A 23,034-nucleotide genomic window follows, 5' to 3' on the forward strand; every position below is an offset into this window, starting at 1 on the left:
GGAACCCGGGTCGGTGCACCGCGGCGGCCGGCCCGAACTCGAGCCTGGGACCCGGCGCCTGCCGGACGTCAGCCGCTCAGGTCCGGCCCAGCACATACTCCAGGGTGTCCGAGCGGGCCCGGCCGAGCACCTGTTCGCGCAGCGCCTCGGCGAACTCCTCGACGGTGACCACCCCGTCGCCGTCCGCGTCCATCGCGTGCAGCCAGGCGATGCGCTGCGTCGGCACGCTGTCCGGGCCGAGCAGGCGCGCGTAGTCGGCCTGATCGATCCGCCCGTCGCCGTCCCGGTCCACGGCGGCCGCGACCCGGACCATCAGTGCGGCCATCGCCGCTCCCGGCGCGGCCTCGGCGAGCACCCGATACTCGTCGGCGTCGATCACCCCGTCGTGGTTCGTATCGGCCGTCGCGCGCAACTCGTCCCACCAGTCGTGGAAGGCGGCGTACATGGCCTCCTCGTCCACCGCGGCCAGCTCGAGCCGATCGCTGAACACCCGGGCCAGCGCGGCCAGATCCGGCCAGGACAACACGCCGTCGCCGGTCTGGTCGAGGATCCGCACGAAGGTGTCGGCCAGTTGTGTGGCCGGATCGGCCGAAACCCGCCCGCGCGGGCCCAACCGCCGCAGCCCACGCGCTGCTTCGCGCTTGGCGGTGATGTAGGTCGCGGCCAGCGGCATGTACACCCACTTCGTCGGCAACAACTCGGCGGCCACCGAGGCGGTACGGCAGGCGAGCGACACCGCCGTCTCGACCCCGATCGGCAACCTGGCGCGTTCGCCCAACCGTTCGCGGTAGACGGCCGGCAACGTCGCGGTGATGACCGCCCGGACGCCCATGCCGAGCATCGCGGAGACCGCCTCCCACACCGCGTCCGGCAGGAAGGACAACCGGGTGGGCGCGGGCAACCGGCCGAAGGCGTCGAGGAGTTGCTCGACACCGGCACTGGCCACGAGCCGCTCGCGCACGGTCGCGTCGAAGTACTCCCGATACGCGTCGAGCGTGGCCGGCATCGCCTCGGCCGGCACCCCGAACTGCCGCCCCACCAGCAGCCATTCCGCGTACAGCTCGGCCTGCCGGGCGTCGTCGAGCGGATCACCGCCCAGTTCGCACATCAGCACCATCGCGTCGAATATGGTCAGATGCACCCACGCCTGCGCCTCGGGGTCGAGCGCCGTGTACGAACTACCCGACGCATCCACCCCGTTGATGTGCCCGTGCAAGCGGCGCAGCCTGGTCGCCTCGTGCTCGCGGTCGGTCGAATCCTGATAGAGCAGTCGTTGGAGGCTGAGCAGGGTCTGCTCGATCCGCCGCCAGGGGTGACGCCTGTAGGTGGAGAACTCCACCACTCCGGCGCTGACCACCGGATGCGCGGTTTCGAGCACGATGGCCCGACCGATGGTGGTGAGCAGTCGCCACTGGCCCAGATAGCGCCAGGTGAGCGAGCCGGCACCGGGGAAACGCTCGGCGCGGTCCGAAGGCTCGGGTACGTCCGACATGTCTGACCTCTCGCCGATCGACTGGTAGTCGCGACGATACAATCCGTGACCTTCCCGTCGCGGCCGATCGGCGAATCCGCACCGCCCGGGCGGCCGATCGCAGGCCTCCGGATCAGCCTTGCCGGAGCAGAGGAGAACTCACCGACTCGCTCCATCGGCTGGTGCGTATCCGCAGGCATCTGGGCCGCAGTCCGACTCGTGGTCTCGGCCCCAGAGCCACGTGTCCCGCTCGGTGGTGCGCGCGATCAGCGCCAAATGGCGTTGCCTGAGGCGGGACACCGTCGAGGGCAGGGCGGTGAACGTCTCGGGCAGCACGGCGAGGCCGCTGCGTACCTGCTCGCCGTCGACCATGTGCAGGAGCACACTGCACTGCCACCAAGGGCGTCCCGCGTCGGGATCAGGCCAGTAGTAAGTGGCGGGATCGGGGAACAGGAAGTGCGCGGCGTCGGGGTCGAGGTGTGCGTGGAGCCATGGGCTGTCCGATCCCAGGCCGAGACGTCGACGCCCCGCTTCCTGGTAGAGAGCGAAGATCGCTGCACGGTCCAGGGCCTTGAGGACGCGTGCCTGAGGGGGCAGTTGCCGACGGCCGGGGGGTGTCCTCACCGGCCAGCCTCTCAGCAGGCCGACCTGCCGCCACATGCTGACGGCCGGCGCACCCTTGCGGGGCGTTGGAAGTGGAGGCGGGGGCGTCCAGCGGAAGCCGGCACTATCGATGTGACGGACGATCCAGGCGCGTCTCTCGGGGCTGCTGACGTTCCATGGATAGCTCATCGGCCGATCCGACATCGCCTGTTCTCGTCTGCTGGGAGAGCCGTGAGAGGAGCGCCAACGCTGCTGCTTGGAGATCCTCAGCATCGCGTGACAGAAGTCGGCCCAGTTGTTGATCTCGGCAGCCTCGGCTGATGAATCCTCTTCGGTCCGCTGCCTTCCGTGCGCGGTCAGGACGCGAATCTCCCAGAGTGCTCTGTCCGCGAGCAGCGCGGCCAACTCCCTGTCACCTATCTCCTGCACACGAGCCCGGCCGCGAGGTATCCACATCCGTGGAGTCTGCCACGAACGTGGGTTCGGTCATCGGTTCGGCTCCGATGTGTGGAGGCGGCGGGCGATGGTGCGGTCGGTGATGGCGGCGCGGATGCCTTCGCTGTCGAGCCATCGGCCCAGGCGGCTGTGGAGTTCGGTGACCTGGTCGATGGTGAGTCCGGTGACGGGCATCGGGCCCGGGCACAGGCGGGGTTCGGGTGGGGTGGTGGTGGGGATGAGGTCGGGTCGGTGGCGGGCGAGGTCGTCGAGGAGGACCTCGCGGTGGTGTTCCTGGAGATGGATGATCCCGCGTGGTTCGGGGCGGTCCCCGCCCACGGAGTCGAGGAACACCCGCAGCCGCAGCCCGAATCCGTCCCGGATCAGCAGGGCCCGACCGGGCGGCCGGTCCTGCGGGCGCGGTGGGCGGAGCAGTGTCTCGGCGAAGAAGGCCAGGTCGGCGTCGGTTAGGTGGAACGCGACCCGCGGCAGTGCATCTGGGTGGGAGCACGAGGACGAGACGGCCAGCCGCCAGGGCCGGGGGTGATCGGTCGGGTTCAGATGGATGTCGTCGAGACGCCAGGCACGGCAGGCTTCGGTGATGTGGGCGCGCGCGAGGGCGGCGGACGCGGGGGCGCGGGGCAGCCATGTCGTACGGCATTCGATTCCGGGCAATACGTCCATGGTTCGACGTTGGGGCCGGAAATACGGTGACCGGGGACGGATAGTCCCTGGTCGCTATGTGTATCCACGTGGTTGCTATGCGGCGAGTAGGCCCACGTTGGCGGCGAGTTTCAGGGCGTCCTCCCGGACCGTGGCGCCGCCGTTGTCGACCAGGCTGGTGATCAGGGAGCGGCCGGTCGGGGAGTAGTTCAGGGTTTCCGAGCTGGTGCGCCAAGAGCGGGCGAGCAGGCTTGTGGTGGCGATGTGGTCGCCTCGATGGTGTGCGCCGCGGGCCAACTCGATCCAGTGTCGGGCCCGTCGTTCGACGCTGGGGATCAAGCGCGGGTCGAGCCGGTCGGCCTTGCGTTGCGCCTCGCCGGATTGGCCGAGTTCAACGTCGATCATGATGTCGTACAGGTGGACGACCGCCGGCCCGAAACCGTGCCACGGGTGCGCGTAGCCGTCCGGCAGGCGGGGCACGACGGCTGCGGCCCGGTCGAAGTAGCGTCGGGCGTCGCCGGGTTTGTGTTCGCGGGCGGCGGTCAGCGCGGCGCACAACCAGAGATGTCCGTACATCGGCAAGATGCGCTGGGGTACCGCATCGAGTTGTGGGCGCAGCAGTTCGGCTCCGCGCGTCACCAGGCCCTGCGCCTCCTCCGCGCGGTCGCAGGCCCTGATGAGGTGGGCGAGGTAGAAGGCGGCGCCCGCGAGGGCGAGCGGCTCGTCCGACGCGCGAGCCGCGGCCATCGCCCGATCGGAGACCATCCATACCAGTCGGGGTTCCGCCTGCCACGCCAGGTACGCCTGGGCGAGGTGGTAGGTCTCGGCGAGCAGGGCCTGTGCGGTGCGGTGGTCGTCGCCGACGTGGGTCTCGGTGGCCCGCTCGGCCTCGCGCATCAGGCCCGGCAAGGCGCGGCCGATCTCGCTGCGCTGTCGGGTCGAGGTGTGCCAGGTATGCCAGGCGCCGTCGAGTCGGGCGCGTACGCGGTCGAGCGTCGGAGGCTCGTCGGTCGGGGTGTCAAGGGGGTAGGCCATGAGCGCGCGACGTACCCCGTCGAGGGTGTCGTGTCCCGGACGGGTGTAGTCCATGGTGCGGACCCGGCGACCGACGAGCTCGGTGAGGTCCGCGACGTGCAGCACCTCGGCAAGCCGGAGCAACATCGGAAGTGGCGTGCTCCGCTTGCCGATTTCGATCGACTTGAGCCAGTCGGCAGACTTCCCGCAGGCCGCCGCGACGGCGACGCGGGTCATGCCCTGTTGCGTACGCCGGTCGCGGATGCCCGGCCGATCTCTTGGGTGTGGTCGTCGGCCACTGTGTCCCCTACCGTGCGGTGCGGGCCCGGCCCCGAGGGCGATCCATCGTTCAGCGGGGGAGGTGCCCTGCCTGTGATGTAAGTGATCGCCAGATTGCGCCTGTTGTGGGGTGGATGGTCGGTCCACGCGAGCAAGGGCATGGTCCCGAGGGTCATGGGTGCGGCGGTAGTTGTGTCCGAAACGTTTCGTACGGAACGGCGAAGTGCCGGGCAGCGTCGCGCGCTTGGCGGCCGGCCGGCACATCGGCCGGATTGTCGGTCAGTTCCATACCGAGGGAACGGTCACCTGGTCTCCAACCGCCACGCGGTGTGCTCGAAACCGTGTGTGAAGAACTCGGTGATCGCCCGTCCGGTGATCGGATCGGACATGTCACTCACTCCTCGGGCGCAACTCCGTCGCGGGCTGTGGATCGTGGTCACGTCAGGATGCCGAGTGCGAGGAGCAGGAGTGCGGTGAGCGCCAGGAGGAGCAGGCTGCCGCACCCGTTGCCCGAGCCGGATGTCTTCTTGGAGTGCCTCGATCCCCCGGGTCGTTTGCCGCCGGAGTGTTTGGCGCAGTAGCGCTCGCCCGGCCGGGCCTTGTTGCCGCAGGTTTTCCCGCCCTTGCTGCCTTTTGTCGTTCTCTGGCAACTGCCCATGAGCGCCCCCTCGATCGATGCTCACTCCATGTTGTCGAAACCTCGCACCGCGTGCGGGACTTCGCCCAAATTGGACAGCCGGAGGCCGGCATGGTGGGCGCGTGGAACCGGACCCCTCCCCGGACCGGCCTCAGCGCTCCCCCAGGACCGCTGTCAGGGCCTCCACTGCTGCCGGCCAGGTGTGAAGTGGTGGGGCTGCGAAGCCGATCAGGACGCCCTGGGTTGGGGCCTGGGCGTTGTGCCATAGGTTGCGCACGCCGCGTAGGGCGATTCCGTGTGCGGCGGCGCGGCTCAGGAGTTCGGGCTCGGTGGGGGCGTTCGGGGGCAGGGTGAGCAGTACGTGCAGGCCGGCCGGGACGCCGGTGAACTCGGCGCCGGCCCAGGGGTGTTCGGTGGTGAGGCGGCGGATCAGGTGGGTTCGGCGGCGGCGGTAGTTCAGGCGCATCGCGCGGACGTGGCGGTCGTAGTCGTGCCGGGCGAGCAGGTCGGCCAGGACGAGTTGGCCCAGGCCCTGGGTGTGCCAGTCGGCGTGGAGTTTGGCCCGCACGACCGGTTCGACCAGGTGGCGGGGCAGCGCCAGCCAGGCCAGGCGCAGGCCCGGGCCGAGTGTCTTGGACACCGAGCCGCAATACGCGACGTGCTCCGGCGCCATCCCTTGCAGCGCGCCGATCGGCCGGCGGTCGTAGCGGAACTCGCCGTCGTAGTCGTCCTCGACGATCAGCCCGCCGCTCGCCCGCGCCCACGCGCACACCTCGTGGCGCCGGGCGGGCCGCAGCGGTACGCCCGTCGGATACTGGTGCGCCGGGGTGAGTACTACCGCGCCCACCGCCGGATCGGCCAACCGTTCGAGGCGGGCGCCGGCGGCGTCCACGGGCAGCGGCACGATCGTGTGTCCGGTGCGGCGGACCACGTCGCGGTAGGTGTCGTGGCCCGGGTTCTCCATCGCCACCGCCCGCACCCCGGCGGTCTCGGCCAGCACCGACCCGAGCAGCCCGAGCGACTGGTAGAAGCCGGACGTGATCACGATCCGGTCGGGCGTGGTCAGCACGCCACGCGTGCGTCCGAGGTGTTCGGCCAGCGTGGTGCGCAGTTCGAGCCGGCCCTGCGGATCGCCCGCGCCGTGTACGTCGACCGGCGCGGCCGTGGTCAGCACCCGGCGGGTCGAGCGCAGCCACGCCGCGGTCGGGAACGCCGACACGTCCGGCAACCCCGGGCTCAGGTCGAACCTCGGCCGCGCCAACGCCGGCGCGCTGCCCGAACCATCCCGGGCGACCGACCCCGGCAGCTCCGCGACCCGGGTGGCCGCACCCTGCCGGGCGATCAGAAAGCCCTCGGCGACCAGTTGGTCGTATGCCGAGGTCACCGTCCCGCGCGCGAAGCCCAACTCGGCGGCCAGCCCACGCGTGGACGGCAACGGGGTGCCCGGCGCCAGCCGCCCGGACCGGATCGCCGCCCGCAGCGCGCGCTCCAGGCCGATCCGGCGCCCGTCGGCGGTGTCCACCTCGACATGCAGATCGATCGCCGCGACCGCGTTGATCGAATCAACCGCCTCGACTGCCTCGACCGCCTCAACTACCTCGACCGCGAAACTGGACCAGTCTTCGAACATTTCACTGGATCTTAACGATGGTCCGGTGGCTCGCGTAGCGTCGCCTTCATCACGCCCCGGTAGACCGGAATCGCCGGAATCGCCGGAAACCCGCATTCCCCACCCCCGAGGACCGCCCGCATGATCGTGTTCGCACACCTCAGTGACACCCACATCGACGGCAGCCCGCGCGCGGCCGAACGCACCCGGGCCACCATGGCGCACCTGAACGCGCTCCCCCACGACCTGGACGCGGTACTGGTGACCGGGGACATCGTGGACCACGGGACACCCGCCGAGTACGCCGAGGCGCGCGAGTTGCTCGCCTCGCGGCATCCGGTGCTGATCCTGCCCGGCAACCACGACGTACGCGGGCCGTTCCGCGCCGAGCTGCTGGCCGAGCCCGCCGCCGACGGGCCGATCAACCGCGTACACCGCAGCGCGGGCGCGGTCTACGCGCTGTGCGACTCGTCGATCCCGGGCCGCGACGACGGCCTGATCGCCGACGAGACGCTCGCCTGGCTGACCGGCGTACTGGACGAAACCCCCGCCTCCGTACCGGTGTTCGTGGCCTTCCACCACCCGCCGGTGGAGCTGGGCAGCCCGGGGATCGACGCCATCCGCCAGTTCGGCGCGGACCGCCTGGCCGCCGTGGTCGCCGACCGGCCCAACGTGGCCGGTCTGCTGTGCGGTCACGCACACACCCCGGCGGTGAGCACGTTCGCCGGCAAGCCGCTCGTGGTCGCCCCGGGCGTGGTGTCCTGCATCAATCTGCCGTGGGAACGCGCGGACGACGCGGCCCCGTTCGTCAACCCGAACATCCCGCCCGCACTCGCGTTCCATGTGCTGGCCGACGACGGGCGGCTGACCACGCACTTCCGCACGGTGACCTGATCCCCCGATAGCGTGCTGCGGGTACGTCAATCGCAGCCAAGGGGGCCGCTGATGTTCGGACGACGCCGGCAGGAGACCGGGACGACGACGGGCGACTTCACGGCGGGCCCGGTGCGGGTGCGCGCGGCGGCCGGGACGGTGGTCGGCACCAAGTATCGGGCCAACTTCGATGTGCCGGTCCTGGCAGCGGAGTTGCGGCTGGCCGCGGTCGCGGACGGGATGGGCGACGGGCCCGGCAGTACGGCGGCCGGGCGGATCACCACGACCGAGTTCACCTCGGCGATCCGCCGGGCGCGGGGCGAACCCGGCGGCTGTGGGCCGGAGTCGCTGCGCGCGAGTGTGGCCGCGATCCAGGAACTCGTACTGGCCGAGGCAACCGGGCTGACCGGCTTCACCGGCTGTACGCTCACCGCCCTGGTCGCCGAACCCGGCGCCGCCGCCGCCTGGTTGGTACAGATCGGCGATTCCCGGGCGTACCGACTGCGGGCCGGGCAGCTCGACCTACTGACGGTGGATCACACCGAGGCGTGGCTGGGCGCGCTGTACGGCTGGTATCCGGCCGATTCGCCGCAGGCCGCCGCGGCGCGCTATCGGCTCAGCCGCTATGTCGGGCACCCCGGTCGGCCCGAGCCGGACGTCCTCAACGTCACGCTGCGGCCGGGCGACGTGTATCTGCTGTGCACCGACGGTGTCGCCGAACAGGTGGACTACCCGGCCCTGGGCACCCTGCTCGCCGCGCCCGATCCACCCGCCGAGGTCGTCCCGCGCCTGTTGGCCGCGACGCTGGCGGCGGGCGGCCACGACAACGCGACCGCGATCGTACTGCGCGTCGAGGAGCCTTCCCCGGGTGCCCGGGCCGCGAACTGATCCGAGTCGGCGATCGCGTTCGCGAGCACATCCGCATGCCCCCATCCGCATGCCCATCCGCGTGCGCATCCGCGTTCGCCCTCGTGCTCGCCTTCGTATCCGTGTTCGCCTTCGTGTTCGTGATCGTGTTCCCCTTCGTGCGAGGATTCCCGCACGTCCGGTAGCCGCAACCGACCGAGGGACGACGCCGATGCGCGACGACAAGATCAGCGAATACCTGGAACGCCTCGCCGACCGGGTACCGGCGCCGGGGGGCGGCGCGGCGGCGGCGCTGCATGTCGCCCAGGCGGCGGCGCTGCTGGGCATGGTCGCCCGCTACACGTCCGGCGACCGGTACGCCGAGCACGCCTCGTCGATCGCCCAGTTGATCGCGCTCACCGACGAACTCCGGGTACTGGCACTGCGGTTGGCCGAGGACGACGCGGCGGCGTGCGCCGTGGTGACGGAGGCGCGCCGGCTGCCCGGCGACACCGAGGCGGCCCGGGCCACCCGCTCCGTGGCCATCGCCGGCGCCCTGATCGGCGCCGCCAAGCCGCCGGCCGAGGTGATCGTGGTGGCCGCGGCGTGTATCCAACTGGCCGAGAAACTGCTCCCGATCGGCAATCCCGACGTGGTCACGGACATCGCCGCAGCCGCCGAGGCGGCCCGGGCGGCGGCCGCTACGGCCCGGGTGAACATCGAGACCAACCTGGCCGGCATCAAGGACCCGCAGGCGCACGCCGACCTGACCGCACGAGCCGCCCGCGTCGACGACATCACCACCCGCGCCGACGGCGTCACCGCGGCGGTCCGCGAACGATTCAAACGGTAGGGCGTGGCTCGAACGATGGCGCCTGGACTCGAACGGTAGGACGTGGACTCGAACGCTGGGGCGCGACTCGAACGGCAGGGCGTGTCGCGTGTCGCGTGCCGTCAAGCCCTCGGCGCCGTCACCACCGGGCGACGCGGCGGCCGTCGCGTTCGTGCCAGCGGCCGGGGAGGTCGATGATCTCGGCGCCGGCGGTGGTGAAGCGCTCGGCGATCGCGCTCGCCCGGTCGGGGTCGAGGGAGAAGACCCACAGACCCGGGATCAACACGATGCGCACCGCGCCGGCCAGCACCTGGGCCAGCAGGTTCTCCAGCGCCGGGCGCTCCTCGCGGGAGGAGACGCCGTTGTCCAGGCAGACCAGCGGGCGGCTCAGGCCGAGGCCCTGGGCGTACCTGGTCAGCGCGTTGCGGTGCGCGGCCATCTCCCACGGGTCGCGTGGATAGCACCGCAGGTAGGCGACCGGCGCGCCGACGTACGGAGGGGAGACGGTCGTCATGGCGACTGGTTCCTTCCGGTGCGTGGCGCGGACGCGCGGTCCCACCGACCCGTGGTTCCGCTTCGGCGCCAGTCAACACCGTCCCGCCCGAAAGGTCTATACCAATATTGCCACTTCTATGTGACAGTCCGAAGTGACAGTCCGATGTGACGGTTCGAGACGGCCCTGGGCCGGCCCCGCTCGACGGCCCCGAGACGTACCGTTTAGACATGAGCACCAACGATCCGGGCGGCCCCGGTCGCGGTGGTGCCACCCCGTCCGGGCCGGTCCCGTCGCAGCGGCGACGGCGCAAGCGCTACTTCGTGATGATGGGCGTGTGTCTGACGTTGTTCCTGCTCGCCGGCACCGTGGTCTACCGGTGGTCGATTGGCGCCGCCGCGGTCATGGCGATCGTCGCGATGGCGATCCCCCCGTTCGCCGCGATCGTGGCCAACCGCCGCGAGCCGGGCGACCGCTGGTGGGACGAGTAGCCCGGAGGGCGCGCCGGGGGTGCGAGGTTCGGGGCACTCGTGGAACCGCGAAGTAGGGTCGGTGGCCGAGCGGTCGGGTGCGGTCGGGCCGCGTCCAGTCAGGAGAGGACGTCGTCATGGGAGTCACGGGAGTCACGGGAGTCACGGGACCAGTCATCGCGGTCACCGGAGCCAGTGGGCAGATCGGCGGCCGGGTCGCGCGGCGGCTCGCCGAGGCCGGTGCGACGTTGCGATTGGTGGGTCGTGACCCGGCCCGACTGCCGGAGTTGGCCGGGGCGGTCAAGGCACCGCCGGCGACGTACGACGACGGTACGGCGATGCGCGCGGCCTGCGCCGGAGCGGACACGTTGTTCCTGGTGTCCGCCCGGGAGAGCGCCGATCGGGTCCGCGAGCACATCTCGGCCGTGGACGCCGCAGTGGCCGCCGGGGTCGAGCGGATCGTCTACGTGTCCTTCCTGAACGCGGCCCCGGACGCGACCTTCACCTTCGCCCGCGACCACTGGCACACCGAGCAACACATCCGCGGCACCGGAGTGCGGCACACCTTCCTGCGGGACAGCCTCTACCTGGCCGCGCTGCCCTCGATGGTCGGCGCGGACGGGATCATCCGCGGCCCGGCGGGCCACGGGCGGGTCTCCGCGGTGGCCCACCAGGACATCGCGGACGGCGCGGCGGCGGTGCTGCTCGGCGGCGCGGAGCACGACGACGACGTCTACGACTTCACCGGCCCCGAGGCGATCACCCTGGCCGAGGCGGCGGACGTGCTCACCCGCTTCGCCGGCCGCCCGATCGGCTACGTCGCGGAGACCCTGGACGAGGCGTACGCCTCCCGCGCCCGCTACAACGCGCCGGCCTGGGAAATGGCGGGCTGGGTCAGCTCGTACGAGGCGATCGCGACCGACGAGATGAGTACCGTCTCCACCGCGATCCCGACCCTGACCGGACGCCCGGCACAGAACCTGGCCGCCTACCTGACCACCCACCCGCAGTCCTGGGACCACCTGAAGCCATAGGCAGTGGTACGCAGTGCGCCGCTCCCCCGAGCACGCCGTGCCCCGCCCGTCCGAGTACGCAGTGCACCGCTCCCCCGAGCACGCGGTTCCCCGCTCCCCCGACCGGCCGTGCCCGGGTGCGGTCGGCTCGGGGGGCGGGTCTGCTGGGGGCTATGCACCCCACGCACCCGATCATCGAGCTGACCGAGCTGCTGATGCGCGAGACCGATCTGCCACAGGATCGCGCGAGCGCCCTGGTACATCGCATCTGGGACGCGGGCGTGGCCGAGGGCACCCGCCGGATGACCGCCGACCTCGCCGCGGCCAACCGCGAGGCCGAGGAACTGCGCCGCGCCCTCGACGACCAGTGACACCAAGGAAGCGCAACCAGGCGCCGCAGACATGGTGTCCCCGTTCGAGAGACGTGGTGTCCCCGTTCGGGGCCGGACCGGGACACCACGCCCGTCGGTGGCGCGGGCGACGCACCTACAGCCGGGGCAGCGCGCCCGCGATCTGGTTGACGCCGCTCAGGCTGTTCAGGCCGTTGGGGTAGACGGCGGTCGGGACGCCGGTGACACCGCCGGTGTTCGGGGCCGGCTCCTGCGCGGGAGCGGCTGTGGCGGCGGACGCGGCGAAGGTCACGGCGATGGCGGTGCCTGCCAGAGCGGCGGCTGCGATGCGCTTGATCATGTCCCACCCAACGAGAGCGCGGCCACTTGGTCACCGCGCCGCGCGCCGGCGGCGCCCGGTATCACCTGTTCGGCGTTCGTAGCCCGGCGCGCATCGGGAACACGAGCACCGTGCGGATGGCAGCGGAATACCCGAGGCACCTGGAACTGGCCGGCTGGTGGCAGGACACGATGATCCGCGACGGCCGACTGCCGATGTCCCTGGCCTTCGCGTCGCTGCTGCTCACGTTCCTGATCACTCGGACGATCACCCGGCTGATCCGGGCCGGCCGCGGTCCGTTCCGCAACCTGGACAGCGGCGGCGTACACATCCACCACGTGGTCCCCGGCATCGTGCTCGCGCTGATCGGCGGCTTCATCGGGGTCGGTTCCGGGGAGTACCTGGTCGGCCGATCGGTGGCCGGCGTGCTGCTGGGGATCGGCGCGGGGTTGGTCCTGGACGAGTTCGGGATGGTCGTACACCTGGCCGACGTCTACTGGACCGAACAGGGCCGCATCTCGATCGAGGCCACCGTGTTGACGATCGCCGCGGTCGGCCTGGCGGCGAGCGGGTTCGTCCCGTTCGACGCGACCTCGAACGGCCACACTCTCGACGACCGGGTGAGCTGGCTGATCGCGCTGCTGATCGACATCGCGATGGCCACGATCACCTTCGCCAAGGGCAAGGTCGGCACCGGCGTGATCGGCGTCTTCATCCCGATCGTCAACCTGGTCGCGGCGATTCGGCTGGCCCGCCCGGACTCCCCCTGGGCCCGCCGTCGCTACGCCGACAACCCGCGCAAACTCGCCCGCGCCGGCAACCGCGCGGCCCGCCACGACGCCCGCTGGCGCCCCATCCGCCGCCGCCTCGAGGACACCATCGCCGGCCCCCTGCTCCCCGTGAAGCCCACCCCCGAGACACCCCCGACCGCACGCCCGAGGCCCAGGGTGACCGGCACCCACCACACCCTGACCCGGGTGGCCGCACCGCCCGCCGCCACCTCTCCGAGGGATCGGCGCGCCGTGTCCGGGCCCGGGGATCGCGGTACGGACGCGTAGGGTTTTGGTATGAGTAAATCCGCTTATGTGCTTGTCCCCGGGGCCGGTGGTGCGGCCTGGTATTGGCATCTCGTGGCGGGCGAACTGCGGGCGCGGGGGCGGGACGTGGTGGCGGTGGAGCTGCCGGGGGAGGACGAGAGCGCGGGGCTCGCGGAGTACGTGGACCTGATCGTGCGGGCCGCCGCGGGGCACGAGCGGGTGGTGGTGGTCGGGCAGTCGCTCGGCGGGTTCAGCGCGTCGTTGGCCGCCGACCGGTTGCCGGCGTCGTTGCTCGTGTTGGTGAACGCGATGATTCCCCGGCCCGGCGAGACCGCCGGGCAGTGGTGGGCCGACACCGGTCAGGACGTGGCGATGCGGGAGAACGACGAGCGGGAGGGGCGGGCCGTGGACGCCGGGTTCGACCCGCTCGTCTACTTCCTGCACGACGTGCCGCAGGCGGTGATCGACGAGAGCCTCGCACACCAACACGGCCAGTCCGGCGCGGTGTTCGACACCCCGTGGTGGTTGCCCACGTGGCCGGACGTACCCACCCGGGTGCTGGTCGGCCGGGACGACCGGTTCTTCCCGGTCGGCTTCCAGCGCCGGGTGGCGCAGGCACGACTCGGTTTCCTCCCGGACGAGATGCCCGGCGGCCACCTGCTCGCCCTCGGCCACCCGGTCGAACTGGCCGACCGCCTGGAGGCCTACCGCACCGAGGTGGACGCCGCCGAGCGCGCCTGAACCGAGGGCCCCTGTACCGAGGGCCCCTGTACCGAGCGCCCGAGGGCCGGGCACTCCCGAACCCGAGGCCGAGCCCGAACCCGCCGACCCGGCGTCACCCCTTCCCGGCGTCACCCCCGTCCCGCCGATCGGGCGCCGCCCAGACCCCAGAGCCCAGAGCCCAGAGCCCAGAGCCCATCAACCATCAAGCCCAGCCCCCGCCGAACCCAACCCCCGTCGCCCCGCCGACCGCACCGCCCCGCGGCTCGCCCGCCCCCGTCTCCCCCGCCCCGTCCGGCTGTCGTTGCCGCGCCGCCAATACCGCGATGTCGTCCTCCGGCTTGTCGGTGATCATCCGCGCGATCAGCGTGTCCACCAACCGCACCAGCGGCGTGTTCGCGGTCAGCCCCGCCCGGCGCAGCCGCTGCAACGATTCGCCGATGTCCTCGCCGCGACGCTCGACCAGGCCGTCCGTGTACATCACCAACACCCGATCGGGGTGGCTGCTCCGGCGCACCGAGGCGTAGCCGCCGAAGCCGGTGCCCAGCGGCGGCCCGACCGGCATCTCGACCAGCTCGATCGCCTCGCCCGGGCCGACCAACAGCGGCGGCAGGTGGCCCGCGCTGGCGAAGGTGACGGTGCGTGCCGCCGGGTCGACCAGTACCAGCAGGCATGTGGCCACCCGTTCGATGCCGGCCTTGGTACTGGTGCGGTCCACCGCGGCCAAGATCTCGTGCGGTTCCAGGTCGGAGCGGGCCTGTACCCGCAGCAGCGCGCGGAACTGGCTCATCTCCACCGCCGCCGCGACGCCGTGCCCCATCACGTCGCCGACCGCGAGCAGTGTGCGTCCGCCGCTGAGCGCGACCGCGTCGTACCAGTCCCCGCCCACCTCGACGCTGCTGCCCGCGGGCCGGTAGCGCGAGGCCAGTTCGATGTCCGGGTGCGGCGCGTCCGGCGCGGCGAGCAGCGCGTGTTGCAGGGCCAGGGCGATGTCGTGCTCGTGTGCGTAGCGGCGCGCGTTGTCCACGCTGAGCGCGCCGCGTCGGGCCAGGTCCCGGGCCAGCACCACGTCCTCCGGGGAGAACGCCTCGGCCGCGCCGTGCCGGGCCAACATGACCATGCCGATCGCGCTGCCCCGGGCGATCAGCGGCAGGGCCACCACCGAGTGCAGGCCGACGCCGCGGAAGACCGCGACCCGATCGGCGCTGGAGACCTGCCGGGCCAGTTCCTCGTCGTCGGCCCGGTTGACCACCACGGGACTGCGTTCGCTCAGCGCGCGCGGCACCATCGAGCCCTGCTGGTAGTCCACGTTCTCGCCGGGTTGGCGCAGGATCGCGGCCTGCGCGGCCATCCCCGGCTTGTGGGACAGTGCGGCGCGCCACATCCGGACCAGGTCGAGCGGCTGGTGCGGGGTGCCGTTGGCGCCCTCGACGGCGAATACGTCCACCGCCGCGACGTCGCCGAGTTCGGCGACGAACAGTTCGGCGAGTTCCTCGCAGGTCTCCACCAGGTCCAACGTGGTGCCCACTCGGGTCGCGGCGGTGTCCAGGAAGGCCAGTCGGCGGCGGGCGGTGTCCAGTTCGAGCTGGGTGCGCCGGGATTCGGAGACCTCCAGGAGTACGCCGACCAGGCCGACCACTTCACCCTCGTGCTCCAGGCGGTGGTAGGCGCCGTGCCACCAGCGGCGGCCGGGCGGGCCCGCGTGCGTACTCCCGGAGGAGGTGGCCTCGCGCGCGGTGCCGTCCCGCATTACCGCCCACAGCACCTCCTCCCGGGCCTCCACCCCGGGCAGCACCTCGGCGATCGTGCGGCCCAGGTGTTCTTCGGCGGGGAGTCCGTTCATCCGGGCCAGCGCCGGGTTGACGTAGAGGTAGCGCATATTCGGGCTCATCACCGCCACCGCCGCGGGGGTGCCGTCGAGCAGACCGCGAAGTACCGCGTACGCGCCGGCGTGCCTCGGGTCGGCGCTGTCGGCCCCCACCAGGCGTGCCACCGCGCCGGTCACGGCGTCCACTTCCGGCACCGTCATCGGCGGGTCCGGGTATTCGTCCAGCGCCACGCCTGTCCTCTCCGGCTTCGGGGCTCGGCGGGCGCCCGGCCCTGGAAGCCGTCCATCGGCTTCCAGTCTGGGCCACGGCAACCCGAACGCGCGAGCGGCAGGCCGCCCGCCGTTATCCCATCGTGGCCAGGATGTCCTCGACCATCGCCATCGTGGTACCCGGATGCAGGAAGGCGAAGCGGGCCACCGTCTCGCCCTCCCAACCGGTCGGCGTGACGAAGCCGATCTGGCCCGCGAGCAGGCGCTTGGACCAGTCCAGGTAGTCGGCGGGCCCCCAGCCGGTGCGCCGGAACAACACCGCGGACAGTTCGGGGTCGCGGATCAGTTCCAGGTGCGGCGTGGCGCGGATCAGCTCGGCGGTGTCCCGGGCCAGGGTCAGCGCGGTCTCGATCGCCTCGGTGTAGGCGTCGGTGCCGTGCACCGCAAGGGAGAACCACAGCGGCAGGCCGCGGGCGCGGCGGGTGAGGTGGTAGGCGTAGTCGGTGGGGTTCCACTCCTCGGGCGCGTCGGTGTGCAGTACGTCCAGGTAGGAGGCGTCCTGGGTGTGCACACCCCGGGCCGGGCCGGGGTTGCGGTAGAGCAGCGCCGCGCAGTCGAACGGCGCGAACAGCCACTTGTGCGGGTCGACCACGAACGAGTCGGCCAGCTCGATGCCGTCGTACTTCGCCCGCACGCTCGGCGCGAGCAGTCCCGCGCCGCCGTACGCACCGTCCACGTGGAACCACAGGTCGCGCTCGCGGGCGAGCGCGCCGATCCCGGCCAGGTCGTCGATGATGCCCGCGTTGGTGGTGCCCGCGGTGGCGACCACGCCGACCACGTCGTCCGCGTCCGGGTCGGCGGCCAGCGCGGCGCGCAACGCCTCGCCGGTGAGCCGGTGGTCGGTGGTCGGCACCACCAGCGCCTCCATGCCGATGATCCGCAGCGTGTTGCCGATCGAGGAGTGCGCCTGGTCGCTGACCGCGATCCGCAGCCGGTCCCGCGCACCGGTCCCGGTCCGGCGCCGGCCGATGTCGCGGGCGACCACGAGCGCGGACAGGTTGCCGGCCGAGCCACCGCTGACGAAGCAACCACCGGCGCTCGCGGGCAGCCCGGCCAGGTCGGCGATCAGCCGCAACACCTGGTTCTCCGCAGCCACCGCGCCGGCCGCCTCCAGCCACGAGATGCCCTGCAGGGACGCGCAGGAGACGACCATGTCGAACAGCAGCGCGGCCTTGGTCGGCGCGGCCGGGATGAAGGAGAGGAAGCGCGGGCTGTCGCAGGAGATGACCGCCGGGGCGAGCTGGTCGGCGTAGACGGACAACACCTCGCCCGGATCGTTGCCGTGCGCGCCGATCAGGCCCTCGAGCGCGCGGTCGAGCTTGTCCTTGCGGCCGGGGTGGTCCAGCGGCACCGGGTCCAGGGCGAGCCGTTCGCGCATGTAGTCGAAGACCAGGTCGGCGAGCGCGGGATCGTACTGGTGCATGCGCATGTGGTGGTGCTCGACAATCTCTCGGCGCGCGTGACCTCGCCGTGAGTGGACGGCGAGGTCACCAAGGGGAATCAAGGACGCCGGGAGGATCCACACCGGCAGCTCAAACCCTACGTACGCGTGTGCGACCGGGCCAAGCCGTCGATCTTGCGCGTCGACGCCGATCTATTGCGTGTCCACGCCCTGCCAAGCCGTTCCATTGCGCCTGACCAGGCGCGAAAGCACGACAGAGCTCTTCGAACGGACCACGAACGGCTCGGCGGCGATCCGTTCCAGGACCTGTTCGAAGTGTTGTACGTCGGCCGCGAGCAGGTGCACCACCGCGTCCGCGTCGCCGGTGACGGTGCTGGCCGAGACCACCTCGGGAAACTTGGCGAGGGCGGCGCGGATCTCGCTCGGAGCCGTACGCCCGACGCAGTACAGCTCGACGAACGCCTCCGTACCCCAGCCAAGGGCCGCCGGTTCGACCGACGCGGAGAACCCGGTGATCACGCCGGTGGCCAGCAACCGGTCCACCCGACGTTTGACGGCGGACGCGGACAACCCGACCCGGCTGCCGATCTCGGCGTAGGTCGAACGCGCGTCGTCGATGAGCGCGGTGATGATCCGGCTGTCCAGCTGGTCCAGCGCCATCGGTCGGGTCTCCTGGGTGCGGTCGGGCGCGCAGCGCGAGTAGGCGGTTCCGGTCGGGCGGGCACAGTGACGGTAGCCCACCCGGGCACCACCACCCGATTCGTGCCCGTGGGCGAATCGGCTACGGCACCCGCGATGATCTTGGTCCGCTCGGTTGTCCGATGGCAAGTACCGTCCGTTCTCCGGGAGTTCACTTCGCGGCTGCTCTGGTGCGGATTAATCGAGCCGTACTCGGGGGCCCGGCGACCGATCGCCCGGGCATCCGCCGGGTCGGGGGTGCGATGAGGACGAACGACACGAGGGTGCTCGGCGCGGGCGCGACCGACACGCTGCCGGTGCTGCCGCCGGGATACACCGACGCGCGGGTGTTGTGGGACCGGCCGTGGGGCGTGGCGCTGCGCTGCCGAGACGGGGCCGGTGGCGCGGTGCTGCTGACCGTGCCGCGGATCGGCCCGGCCACACCCAGGCGCCGGTTGGCACTGCACACCGAGCTGCTCGCCGCCGCGACCGCCGCCCGCCATCCGTGCGCGGCGGAGCCGACCGACGTCGGGTTCACCGTCGAGGACCTGCCGTACCTGGTCCGCCGCGAACACCCGGGCGAGCCGCCGAGGATCGCGGGCGCGGCGAGTGCACTGCCGGTGGCGGACGTACTGGTGATCGGGGTACGGGTGGCCGCCGCACTGGCCGCGGCACATCGGCGCGGCGTGCTGCACCTGGGCGTTCGCCCGGACTGCCTGGTCCCGGGTCCGGACGGCGAGATGTTGCTCGCCGACCTGGGCCTGATCGGCGCGCTGCGCCGGGCCGCGCCGGACATGGCGCCCGAGATGGACCTGCGGTACGCGCCGCGCGAGCAGGCCGGGTGGGAGCCGCCGGGGCCGGCGAGCGATGTGTACGGGCTGGCCGCGACGTTGTACGCGCTGCTCGCGGGCGAACCGCCCTATGCCGCGGCGGCCGAGGCGGGGCCGGCCGCGCTCTACCTGGCGGTTACCGCCGGAGAGCCGGCCGCGCTGCGGCGCGCGGATCTGCCGCCCGCGCTGGTGGCGGTGTTGCGGCGCGGGTTGGCGGTACACCCGGAGGATCGGCCGTCGTTGGCCGAACTGGAGAGCGTGCTGCGCGGGTTGGTCCCGGCCGAGGACCGGGGCCGGCTGCCGGCCGCCGTGCCCGAGCCGGAATCGGTGGACCCGCTGGGGCCGGAGCCGGCCGAAGTGCCGTACGCCGACGACGAGGACAGCGACGCGGGCGCGGATCGGGCTCGGCGGCGGCGCCGTTGGATGCTGGTGATCGCCGGATCGGCGACGGCGCTGTTCGTGGCCGGCGCCTTCGTGCTGACCCAGGTGCGGGGCGGCGGCGGGCCCGCCCGGAAGACGCCGCCGCCGGCCGCCGCACCCGCGCCGGTGAACACGGCGCCCGCGCGCCTGTTGTCCGCCTCCGCCGGCCGGCCGTTCGTGGTCACCGACGTGACCACGGCGGCCTTCGGGGACAGCGTCCAGGTCGCGTGGCAACCACCTCGGGACGCCACCCGGGTGGTCGGCTACCTGGTCCTGGCCGCCGACCCGGCCGGCACCCAACTCGACCGCCGGCAAACCCCGGCGGGCACCGCCAACGTGGTCTTCGGCGGCACCGGAATCGGCCCGGACACGTGCTTCACGGTCACGTCCCTGATCCGCACCGACGACGGCACGCTGGGCCTGGCACCGGCCGCGCCGGTGTGCCGGGCGGGTCGGACCGGGGCGCCGAGTCCCGGTGGCGGGGGCGGCTGAGCGCGGGGCGCGGGGGGCGGGGGCGGCCGAGCGCGGAACGCGGGGCACGGGGCCGGCCGAGCGCGGGCGAGGGACGTCGAGTCCGGGTCGCGGGGCAGCCGAGCGCGGGACGTGCGGTGGGCCCCGTCCCGGGCGGCCGGTCGTGGAGGGCGGCGACACCGGGCTCGGCCGCGCCGGTGTGCGGTCGGCCGTAGCGGCCTCCCGGGCCCGTCGAGCGCCGGGCACCACGCGTCGGGCGCCGGGTACCAGACACCAGGCGTCGGGCGTCGGGCGTCGGGCGTCGGGCGTCGGGCGTCGGGCGTCGGGCGTCGGGCGTGCGAACGCTCGGCCCGGGTCGAGGAGTTCCGGGCCGAGCGTGGCGGGCGTGGTCAGTACTGGCTCGGGGTGTTCGACCAGCGGTCGTAGGTCTTGTCCAGGCCGGGGATGGCCTTGGCCACTCGCTTCGTGCCGACCTCGATGGTGCGTTCCAGTTGCCAGCCGGGCTTGGCGCGGATGTCGTCCAGGTGGAAGTGCAGGTTCACCGGGCCGGATCCGACCTTCGGGCCGTTGAGCGCGCCGGCGCCCCAGACCGTGAACGGGCGTTGGTGGAGCTGCTCGGCGCTGTGCTGCATGCTGCCGCCCGCGAAGCCGGTGGCCGCGCTCAGGCCGACGTCGCTCCAGTTCACGTCCTTCTTGTGCTCGATCTGTTGGAGGTAGGCGAGTTCGGCGGCCTTGCCACCCGCGCTGGAGATCATGCTGTTGACGCCGCTGCCGATGAATGTACGGCGCGTGCTGAGCGTGTCCGCGATCCGATTGGTGAACCGGTCCGCGCGCTCGACGTAGCGTGGCGCGCCGTCGCGGTCGTTACCGGCCAGCAAGTTGTTGCGCGCCTTGACCTCCTGGTCGTGCCGGGTCTCGCGGACCCGCTCGCTCGGGCTGTCCGCCTTGGCCTGGGCGTGCGCCGCGGCCCGGTCCGCCTCGGCCGCCTCCCGGTGCGCGGCGGCGGCATCGTCCCGGGCCTGCTGCACGTCCCTGCGGGCGGTATCGGCGTGCCCCTGCTGCTCGTCGGCCCGGTGCTTGGCGGCGTCCGCCTTCGTAGTCTCCGCCGCCGCGTCCCGGTGCGCCGCGTCCGCCCGGTCCTGCTCCGGCTTGACCGCGGCCTTGGCCTCGTCGGCGGCCTGCCGCGAGTGTGCCGCGTCGCGACCGGCCTGGTCCCGGTCGCCATGCGCCTTCGCCGCCGCCTCGTCCGACGTGCGGGCGTGCTCGCGGGCGGTCTGCCCGTCGTCGTGCGCGGACTTGGCCTGCCCGTGCAGGTCGTCGGCGCGGCCCCGCTCGTGTGCGGCCTGCCGGTCCGACTCGTGGGCCTGCCGGCCGGATTCGGCGGCGTTGGCCCGGTGTTCGGCGGCCCGGTCGGGGTCGGTCCGGGCCCGGTTCTCGTGCCCGGCCGCGTCCCGGGCGTGCGCGTCGGCGGCGTCCCGGTGCCCGGCGGCGGCCCGTTCGTGCTCGCCCGCCCGCGACCTGAGGTCGTCCGCCCGCCGGTCGTGCGCTTCGGCATCGCGCCGGTGGCCGGCCGACGCGTCCTCGTGCGCTTTGGCGTCCCGGCCGTGTTGGCCGGCCGCATTCTCGTGCCGGGCCGCGTCGCCGCGATGTCCGGCCTCGGCCTCGCGGTGCTCCTTGGCCCGGCCCGCATGGTCGGCGGCGGTCTGCTCGTGTCGCGCCGCCGCCTCGCGATGTCCGGCCTCGGTGGCCCGGTGGTTGTCGGCGGCACGCTGGTGGGTGTCCGCGTCGTTGCCGCGCTGGGTCGCCCGGGTCTCGTGCTCCCCGGCGGCCGTACGGGAGTTCGTCGCGGCGTCGCGCTGCCCCTGCGCCTCGCGTTCGTGCGCGGCGCGATTGTTGCGGATCGTGTCACCGGCGGCCTGGTGCCGGTCGGCCGCCCGCTCGTGGCGGTCCGCCGCCCGCTGCGAGCGCGGCGAACTCAGCTGCGGTGCTGGGCTGTTCTTCGGCCCGGACGCTTGAGCGTTGTGCTGCTGACCAGGCGCTCCAGGGGCCGCCTTGAACCTGCCGGCCAGCCCCTCGCCGAACCTCTTGCCACCGACGCTGATCACCGAGCCGACCCCGGCGTTGATCGCGTTCTTCATGCTGAACAGGTCGACCGGCTTGCCGTTGAGCTTGTCGGCGGCCAGCGTGGTGGCGTACTTCCCGGCGAAGTTGGACGAGAACTGGAGGCCGTACTTGGCCGCTCGCCCTCGCTCGCCCTTGTACGCGGCCTTCAGCGCGGTGCCCCTCTTCCCCGCGAAGACGAGGTTGCCCGAGCGCAACCCCGTGGCCGTCTTCTCCAGCCGAAGTGCCGCCTTGACCCAACCCGCTTTGCTCGCCACCAACTTCAAGCCGTCGAACAGCACGCCGAGCCCCTTCACCCCGGGCAGCAGGTCCAGGACCGACATCAACAGATCACCCCACCCGGCCCGGCCTCTGGCCAACTCGGTGATCGTGTTCACCAGGACCAGCGCGGCAAGTCCCAGTACGAGCCAGGTCAGCGGGCCACCCAGGATCATCGCCAGGATGCCGAGCACGGCGGTGGCCACCTGGAGCCAGGGCAGGATCTTGTCGTGGAAGAAGTCGTTGACCTTCGCCCACCAGCTCAGGTTGCGGATGCCCTGATGCGACGCCTCGTGCAGTTTGGTCGACGCCGTCCTGGCGGCCGTGTCCCGGATGCCCTCGGCCTGCTTGAGCAGCGTCTTGGCGGCAGTCAACTGGCCGTTGGCCGCGTTCAGTTCACCCAGCGCGGTGGACTCGCGGGCCTGCGCGGCGGCGACCGCGTCGGTGGCCGCCTTCAGGTCCTGCGGGGTGACCGTGACACCGGACGCGCTCTGTTGGTTGAGCGTGTTCACGTGCGACTGCGCACTGCGCGCGTCCGCCTGCGCGGTGTTGCGGTCGGCGTCGTGCCTGCGCTGCGCGGTCTTGGCGGTACCGCCGTTCTTGAGCGCGGTGGCGGCCTGCTGTTGCGCCCGGTCCAACTCGTCCGCGTACGCCTTGAGCGCGTCGGCGGCGGTGTGGTGCGAGTCGGCGATCTTCTTCAGATCCTGCGGGACCTTCTCGAAGCGCTGTTTGTAGACCTCGATGCTGTCGCCCTGCCACGTGGTCGAGATCACCCCGTCGCGTAGCGAGTCCACCTGGCCCTTCGCGGTCTCGGCCCGATCGCCGAGGGTGCGGAAGTAGTCGGCGAGTGCCCGAACCGCGGCGGAGTCGCCGGGCACGGGGTCGACCCCACGATCGAGATCGCTCCAGTCGATCGGACGCCCCATGTCTTTCTTCCCCCATGCGGTCGGTACGAACCGGCGGTGACGGCGCGCGTGTTCGCGCCATTGGCGAGCGTGTTCGTGGCGGTGGCAAGCGTGTTCGTGGCAGTGGCGAGCGTGTTCGTGGCAGTGGTAGGCGTGTTCGTGGCAGTGGCAGGCGTGCTCGCGGCGG

General features: G+C 72.3%; 21 protein-coding genes. 9 read left to right on the forward strand and 12 right to left on the reverse strand.

The annotated features are described in order from the left end of the window. Nucleotides 1-76 precede the first annotated feature (76 nt). The 6 genes from ABIA38_RS32525 to ABIA38_RS32550 all read right to left on the reverse strand — a co-directional run bounded on the left by ABIA38_RS32525 (nt 77) and on the right by ABIA38_RS32550 (nt 6,732). The gene (locus ABIA38_RS32525; RefSeq protein ID WP_424642487.1) at nt 77-1,492 is read right to left on the reverse strand and encodes an oxygenase MpaB family protein; all 1,416 of its coding nucleotides are present in this window, start codon (nt 1,490-1,492) and stop codon (nt 77-79) included. A 138-nt stretch (nt 1,493-1,630) separates the two neighbouring features. Further along, on the reverse strand, nt 1,631-2,095 hold the full coding sequence (locus ABIA38_RS32530) for a hypothetical protein (RefSeq protein WP_424642488.1): 465 nt from the start codon (nt 2,093-2,095) through the stop codon (nt 1,631-1,633). A 465-nt stretch (nt 2,096-2,560) separates the two neighbouring features. Continuing rightward, nucleotides 2,561-3,193, reverse strand: a complete 633-nt coding sequence (locus tag ABIA38_RS32535) for a hypothetical protein (protein ID WP_424642489.1) — start codon at nt 3,191-3,193, stop codon at nt 2,561-2,563. A gap of 75 nt (nt 3,194-3,268) precedes the next feature. Further along, complete coding sequence (locus tag ABIA38_RS32540) at nt 3,269-4,729, reverse strand: helix-turn-helix domain-containing protein (RefSeq protein ID WP_424642490.1); 1,461 nt, start codon at nt 4,727-4,729, stop codon at nt 3,269-3,271. Nucleotides 4,730-4,901: 172 nt separating this feature from the next. After that, nucleotides 4,902-5,123 (reverse strand): hypothetical protein, encoded by a 222-nt coding sequence (locus ABIA38_RS32545; RefSeq protein ID WP_424642491.1) that lies wholly within the window; start codon nt 5,121-5,123, stop codon nt 4,902-4,904. A 130-nt stretch (nt 5,124-5,253) separates the two neighbouring features. Continuing rightward, nucleotides 5,254-6,732 (reverse strand): PLP-dependent aminotransferase family protein, encoded by a 1,479-nt coding sequence (locus ABIA38_RS32550; RefSeq protein WP_424642492.1) that lies wholly within the window; start codon nt 6,730-6,732, stop codon nt 5,254-5,256. Between the two features lie 120 nt (nt 6,733-6,852). Between ABIA38_RS32550 and ABIA38_RS32555 the strand changes: the two genes are divergently transcribed. The 3 genes from ABIA38_RS32555 (at nt 6,853) to ABIA38_RS32565 (ending at nt 9,283) form a co-directional block, all read left to right on the forward strand. After that, nucleotides 6,853-7,605: a metallophosphoesterase gene (locus ABIA38_RS32555; protein ID WP_424642493.1), complete on the forward strand. Its 753-nt coding sequence runs from the start codon at nt 6,853-6,855 to the stop codon at nt 7,603-7,605. A gap of 51 nt (nt 7,606-7,656) precedes the next feature. Continuing rightward, nucleotides 7,657-8,472 carry a PP2C family protein-serine/threonine phosphatase gene (locus ABIA38_RS32560; protein ID WP_424642494.1) on the forward strand — a complete coding sequence of 272 codons (816 nt, stop codon included), beginning with the start codon at nt 7,657-7,659 and terminating at the stop codon, nt 8,470-8,472. Nucleotides 8,473-8,662: 190 nt separating this feature from the next. Continuing rightward, nucleotides 8,663-9,283 carry a cyclodeaminase/cyclohydrolase family protein gene (locus ABIA38_RS32565; RefSeq protein WP_424642495.1) on the forward strand — a complete coding sequence of 207 codons (621 nt, stop codon included), beginning with the start codon at nt 8,663-8,665 and terminating at the stop codon, nt 9,281-9,283. A 118-nt stretch (nt 9,284-9,401) separates the two neighbouring features. Here ABIA38_RS32565 and ABIA38_RS32570 read toward each other — a convergent pair whose 3' ends face one another. After that, nucleotides 9,402-9,776 carry a hypothetical protein gene (locus ABIA38_RS32570; RefSeq protein WP_424642496.1) on the reverse strand — a complete coding sequence of 125 codons (375 nt, stop codon included), beginning with the start codon at nt 9,774-9,776 and terminating at the stop codon, nt 9,402-9,404. 209 nt (nt 9,777-9,985) lie between these two features. Between ABIA38_RS32570 and ABIA38_RS32575 the strand changes: the two genes are divergently transcribed. The 3 genes from ABIA38_RS32575 (at nt 9,986) to ABIA38_RS32585 (ending at nt 11,609) form a co-directional block, all read left to right on the forward strand. Continuing rightward, the gene (locus ABIA38_RS32575) at nt 9,986-10,246 is read left to right on the forward strand and encodes a DUF3099 domain-containing protein (protein ID WP_424642497.1); all 261 of its coding nucleotides are present in this window, start codon (nt 9,986-9,988) and stop codon (nt 10,244-10,246) included. Nucleotides 10,247-10,362: 116 nt separating this feature from the next. Beyond that, on the forward strand, nt 10,363-11,259 hold the full coding sequence (locus ABIA38_RS32580; RefSeq protein WP_424642498.1) for an NAD(P)H-binding protein: 897 nt from the start codon (nt 10,363-10,365) through the stop codon (nt 11,257-11,259). 152 nt (nt 11,260-11,411) lie between these two features. Further along, the gene (locus ABIA38_RS32585; RefSeq protein WP_424642499.1) at nt 11,412-11,609 is read left to right on the forward strand and encodes a hypothetical protein; all 198 of its coding nucleotides are present in this window, start codon (nt 11,412-11,414) and stop codon (nt 11,607-11,609) included. A 115-nt stretch (nt 11,610-11,724) separates the two neighbouring features. Here ABIA38_RS32585 and ABIA38_RS32590 read toward each other — a convergent pair whose 3' ends face one another. Continuing rightward, nucleotides 11,725-11,928: a hypothetical protein gene (locus ABIA38_RS32590; RefSeq protein ID WP_424642500.1), complete on the reverse strand. Its 204-nt coding sequence runs from the start codon at nt 11,926-11,928 to the stop codon at nt 11,725-11,727. A gap of 116 nt (nt 11,929-12,044) precedes the next feature. Between ABIA38_RS32590 and ABIA38_RS32595 the strand changes: the two genes are divergently transcribed. Together ABIA38_RS32595 and ABIA38_RS32600 are read left to right on the forward strand one after the other, a co-directional pair. Further along, nucleotides 12,045-12,965, forward strand: coding sequence for a hypothetical protein (locus ABIA38_RS32595; RefSeq protein WP_424642501.1), 921 nt, complete (start codon nt 12,045-12,047; stop codon nt 12,963-12,965). A gap of 9 nt (nt 12,966-12,974) precedes the next feature. After that, nucleotides 12,975-13,685, forward strand: a complete 711-nt coding sequence (locus ABIA38_RS32600; RefSeq protein WP_424642502.1) for an alpha/beta fold hydrolase — start codon at nt 12,975-12,977, stop codon at nt 13,683-13,685. A gap of 184 nt (nt 13,686-13,869) precedes the next feature. On the opposite strand, the gene ABIA38_RS32605 is transcribed toward ABIA38_RS32600, so the two are convergent. The 3 genes from ABIA38_RS32605 to ABIA38_RS32615 all read right to left on the reverse strand — a co-directional run bounded on the left by ABIA38_RS32605 (nt 13,870) and on the right by ABIA38_RS32615 (nt 17,824). After that, a complete protein-coding gene (locus ABIA38_RS32605; RefSeq protein WP_424642503.1) occupies nt 13,870-15,723 on the reverse strand; it encodes a SpoIIE family protein phosphatase in 1,854 nt (617 codons plus the stop codon). A gap of 112 nt (nt 15,724-15,835) precedes the next feature. Continuing rightward, the gene (locus ABIA38_RS32610) at nt 15,836-17,185 is read right to left on the reverse strand and encodes a pyridoxal phosphate-dependent decarboxylase family protein (protein ID WP_424642504.1); all 1,350 of its coding nucleotides are present in this window, start codon (nt 17,183-17,185) and stop codon (nt 15,836-15,838) included. A gap of 171 nt (nt 17,186-17,356) precedes the next feature. Next, entirely contained in the window at nt 17,357-17,824 is a 468-nt protein-coding gene (locus ABIA38_RS32615; RefSeq protein ID WP_424642505.1) for an Lrp/AsnC family transcriptional regulator, read from the reverse strand. A gap of 281 nt (nt 17,825-18,105) precedes the next feature. Between ABIA38_RS32615 and ABIA38_RS32620 the strand changes: the two genes are divergently transcribed. Further along, nucleotides 18,106-19,584: a protein kinase domain-containing protein gene (locus tag ABIA38_RS32620; RefSeq protein ID WP_424642506.1), complete on the forward strand. Its 1,479-nt coding sequence runs from the start codon at nt 18,106-18,108 to the stop codon at nt 19,582-19,584. A 368-nt stretch (nt 19,585-19,952) separates the two neighbouring features. On the opposite strand, the gene ABIA38_RS32625 is transcribed toward ABIA38_RS32620, so the two are convergent. Beyond that, entirely contained in the window at nt 19,953-22,868 is a 2,916-nt protein-coding gene (locus tag ABIA38_RS32625; protein WP_424642507.1) for a hypothetical protein, read from the reverse strand. Nucleotides 22,869-23,034: the final 166 nt, after the last annotated feature.

This window comes from Embleya sp. AB8 (genome assembly GCF_049739465.1).
In the GTDB taxonomy this organism is placed as follows: Bacteria; Actinomycetota; Actinomycetes; order Streptomycetales; family Streptomycetaceae; genus Embleya.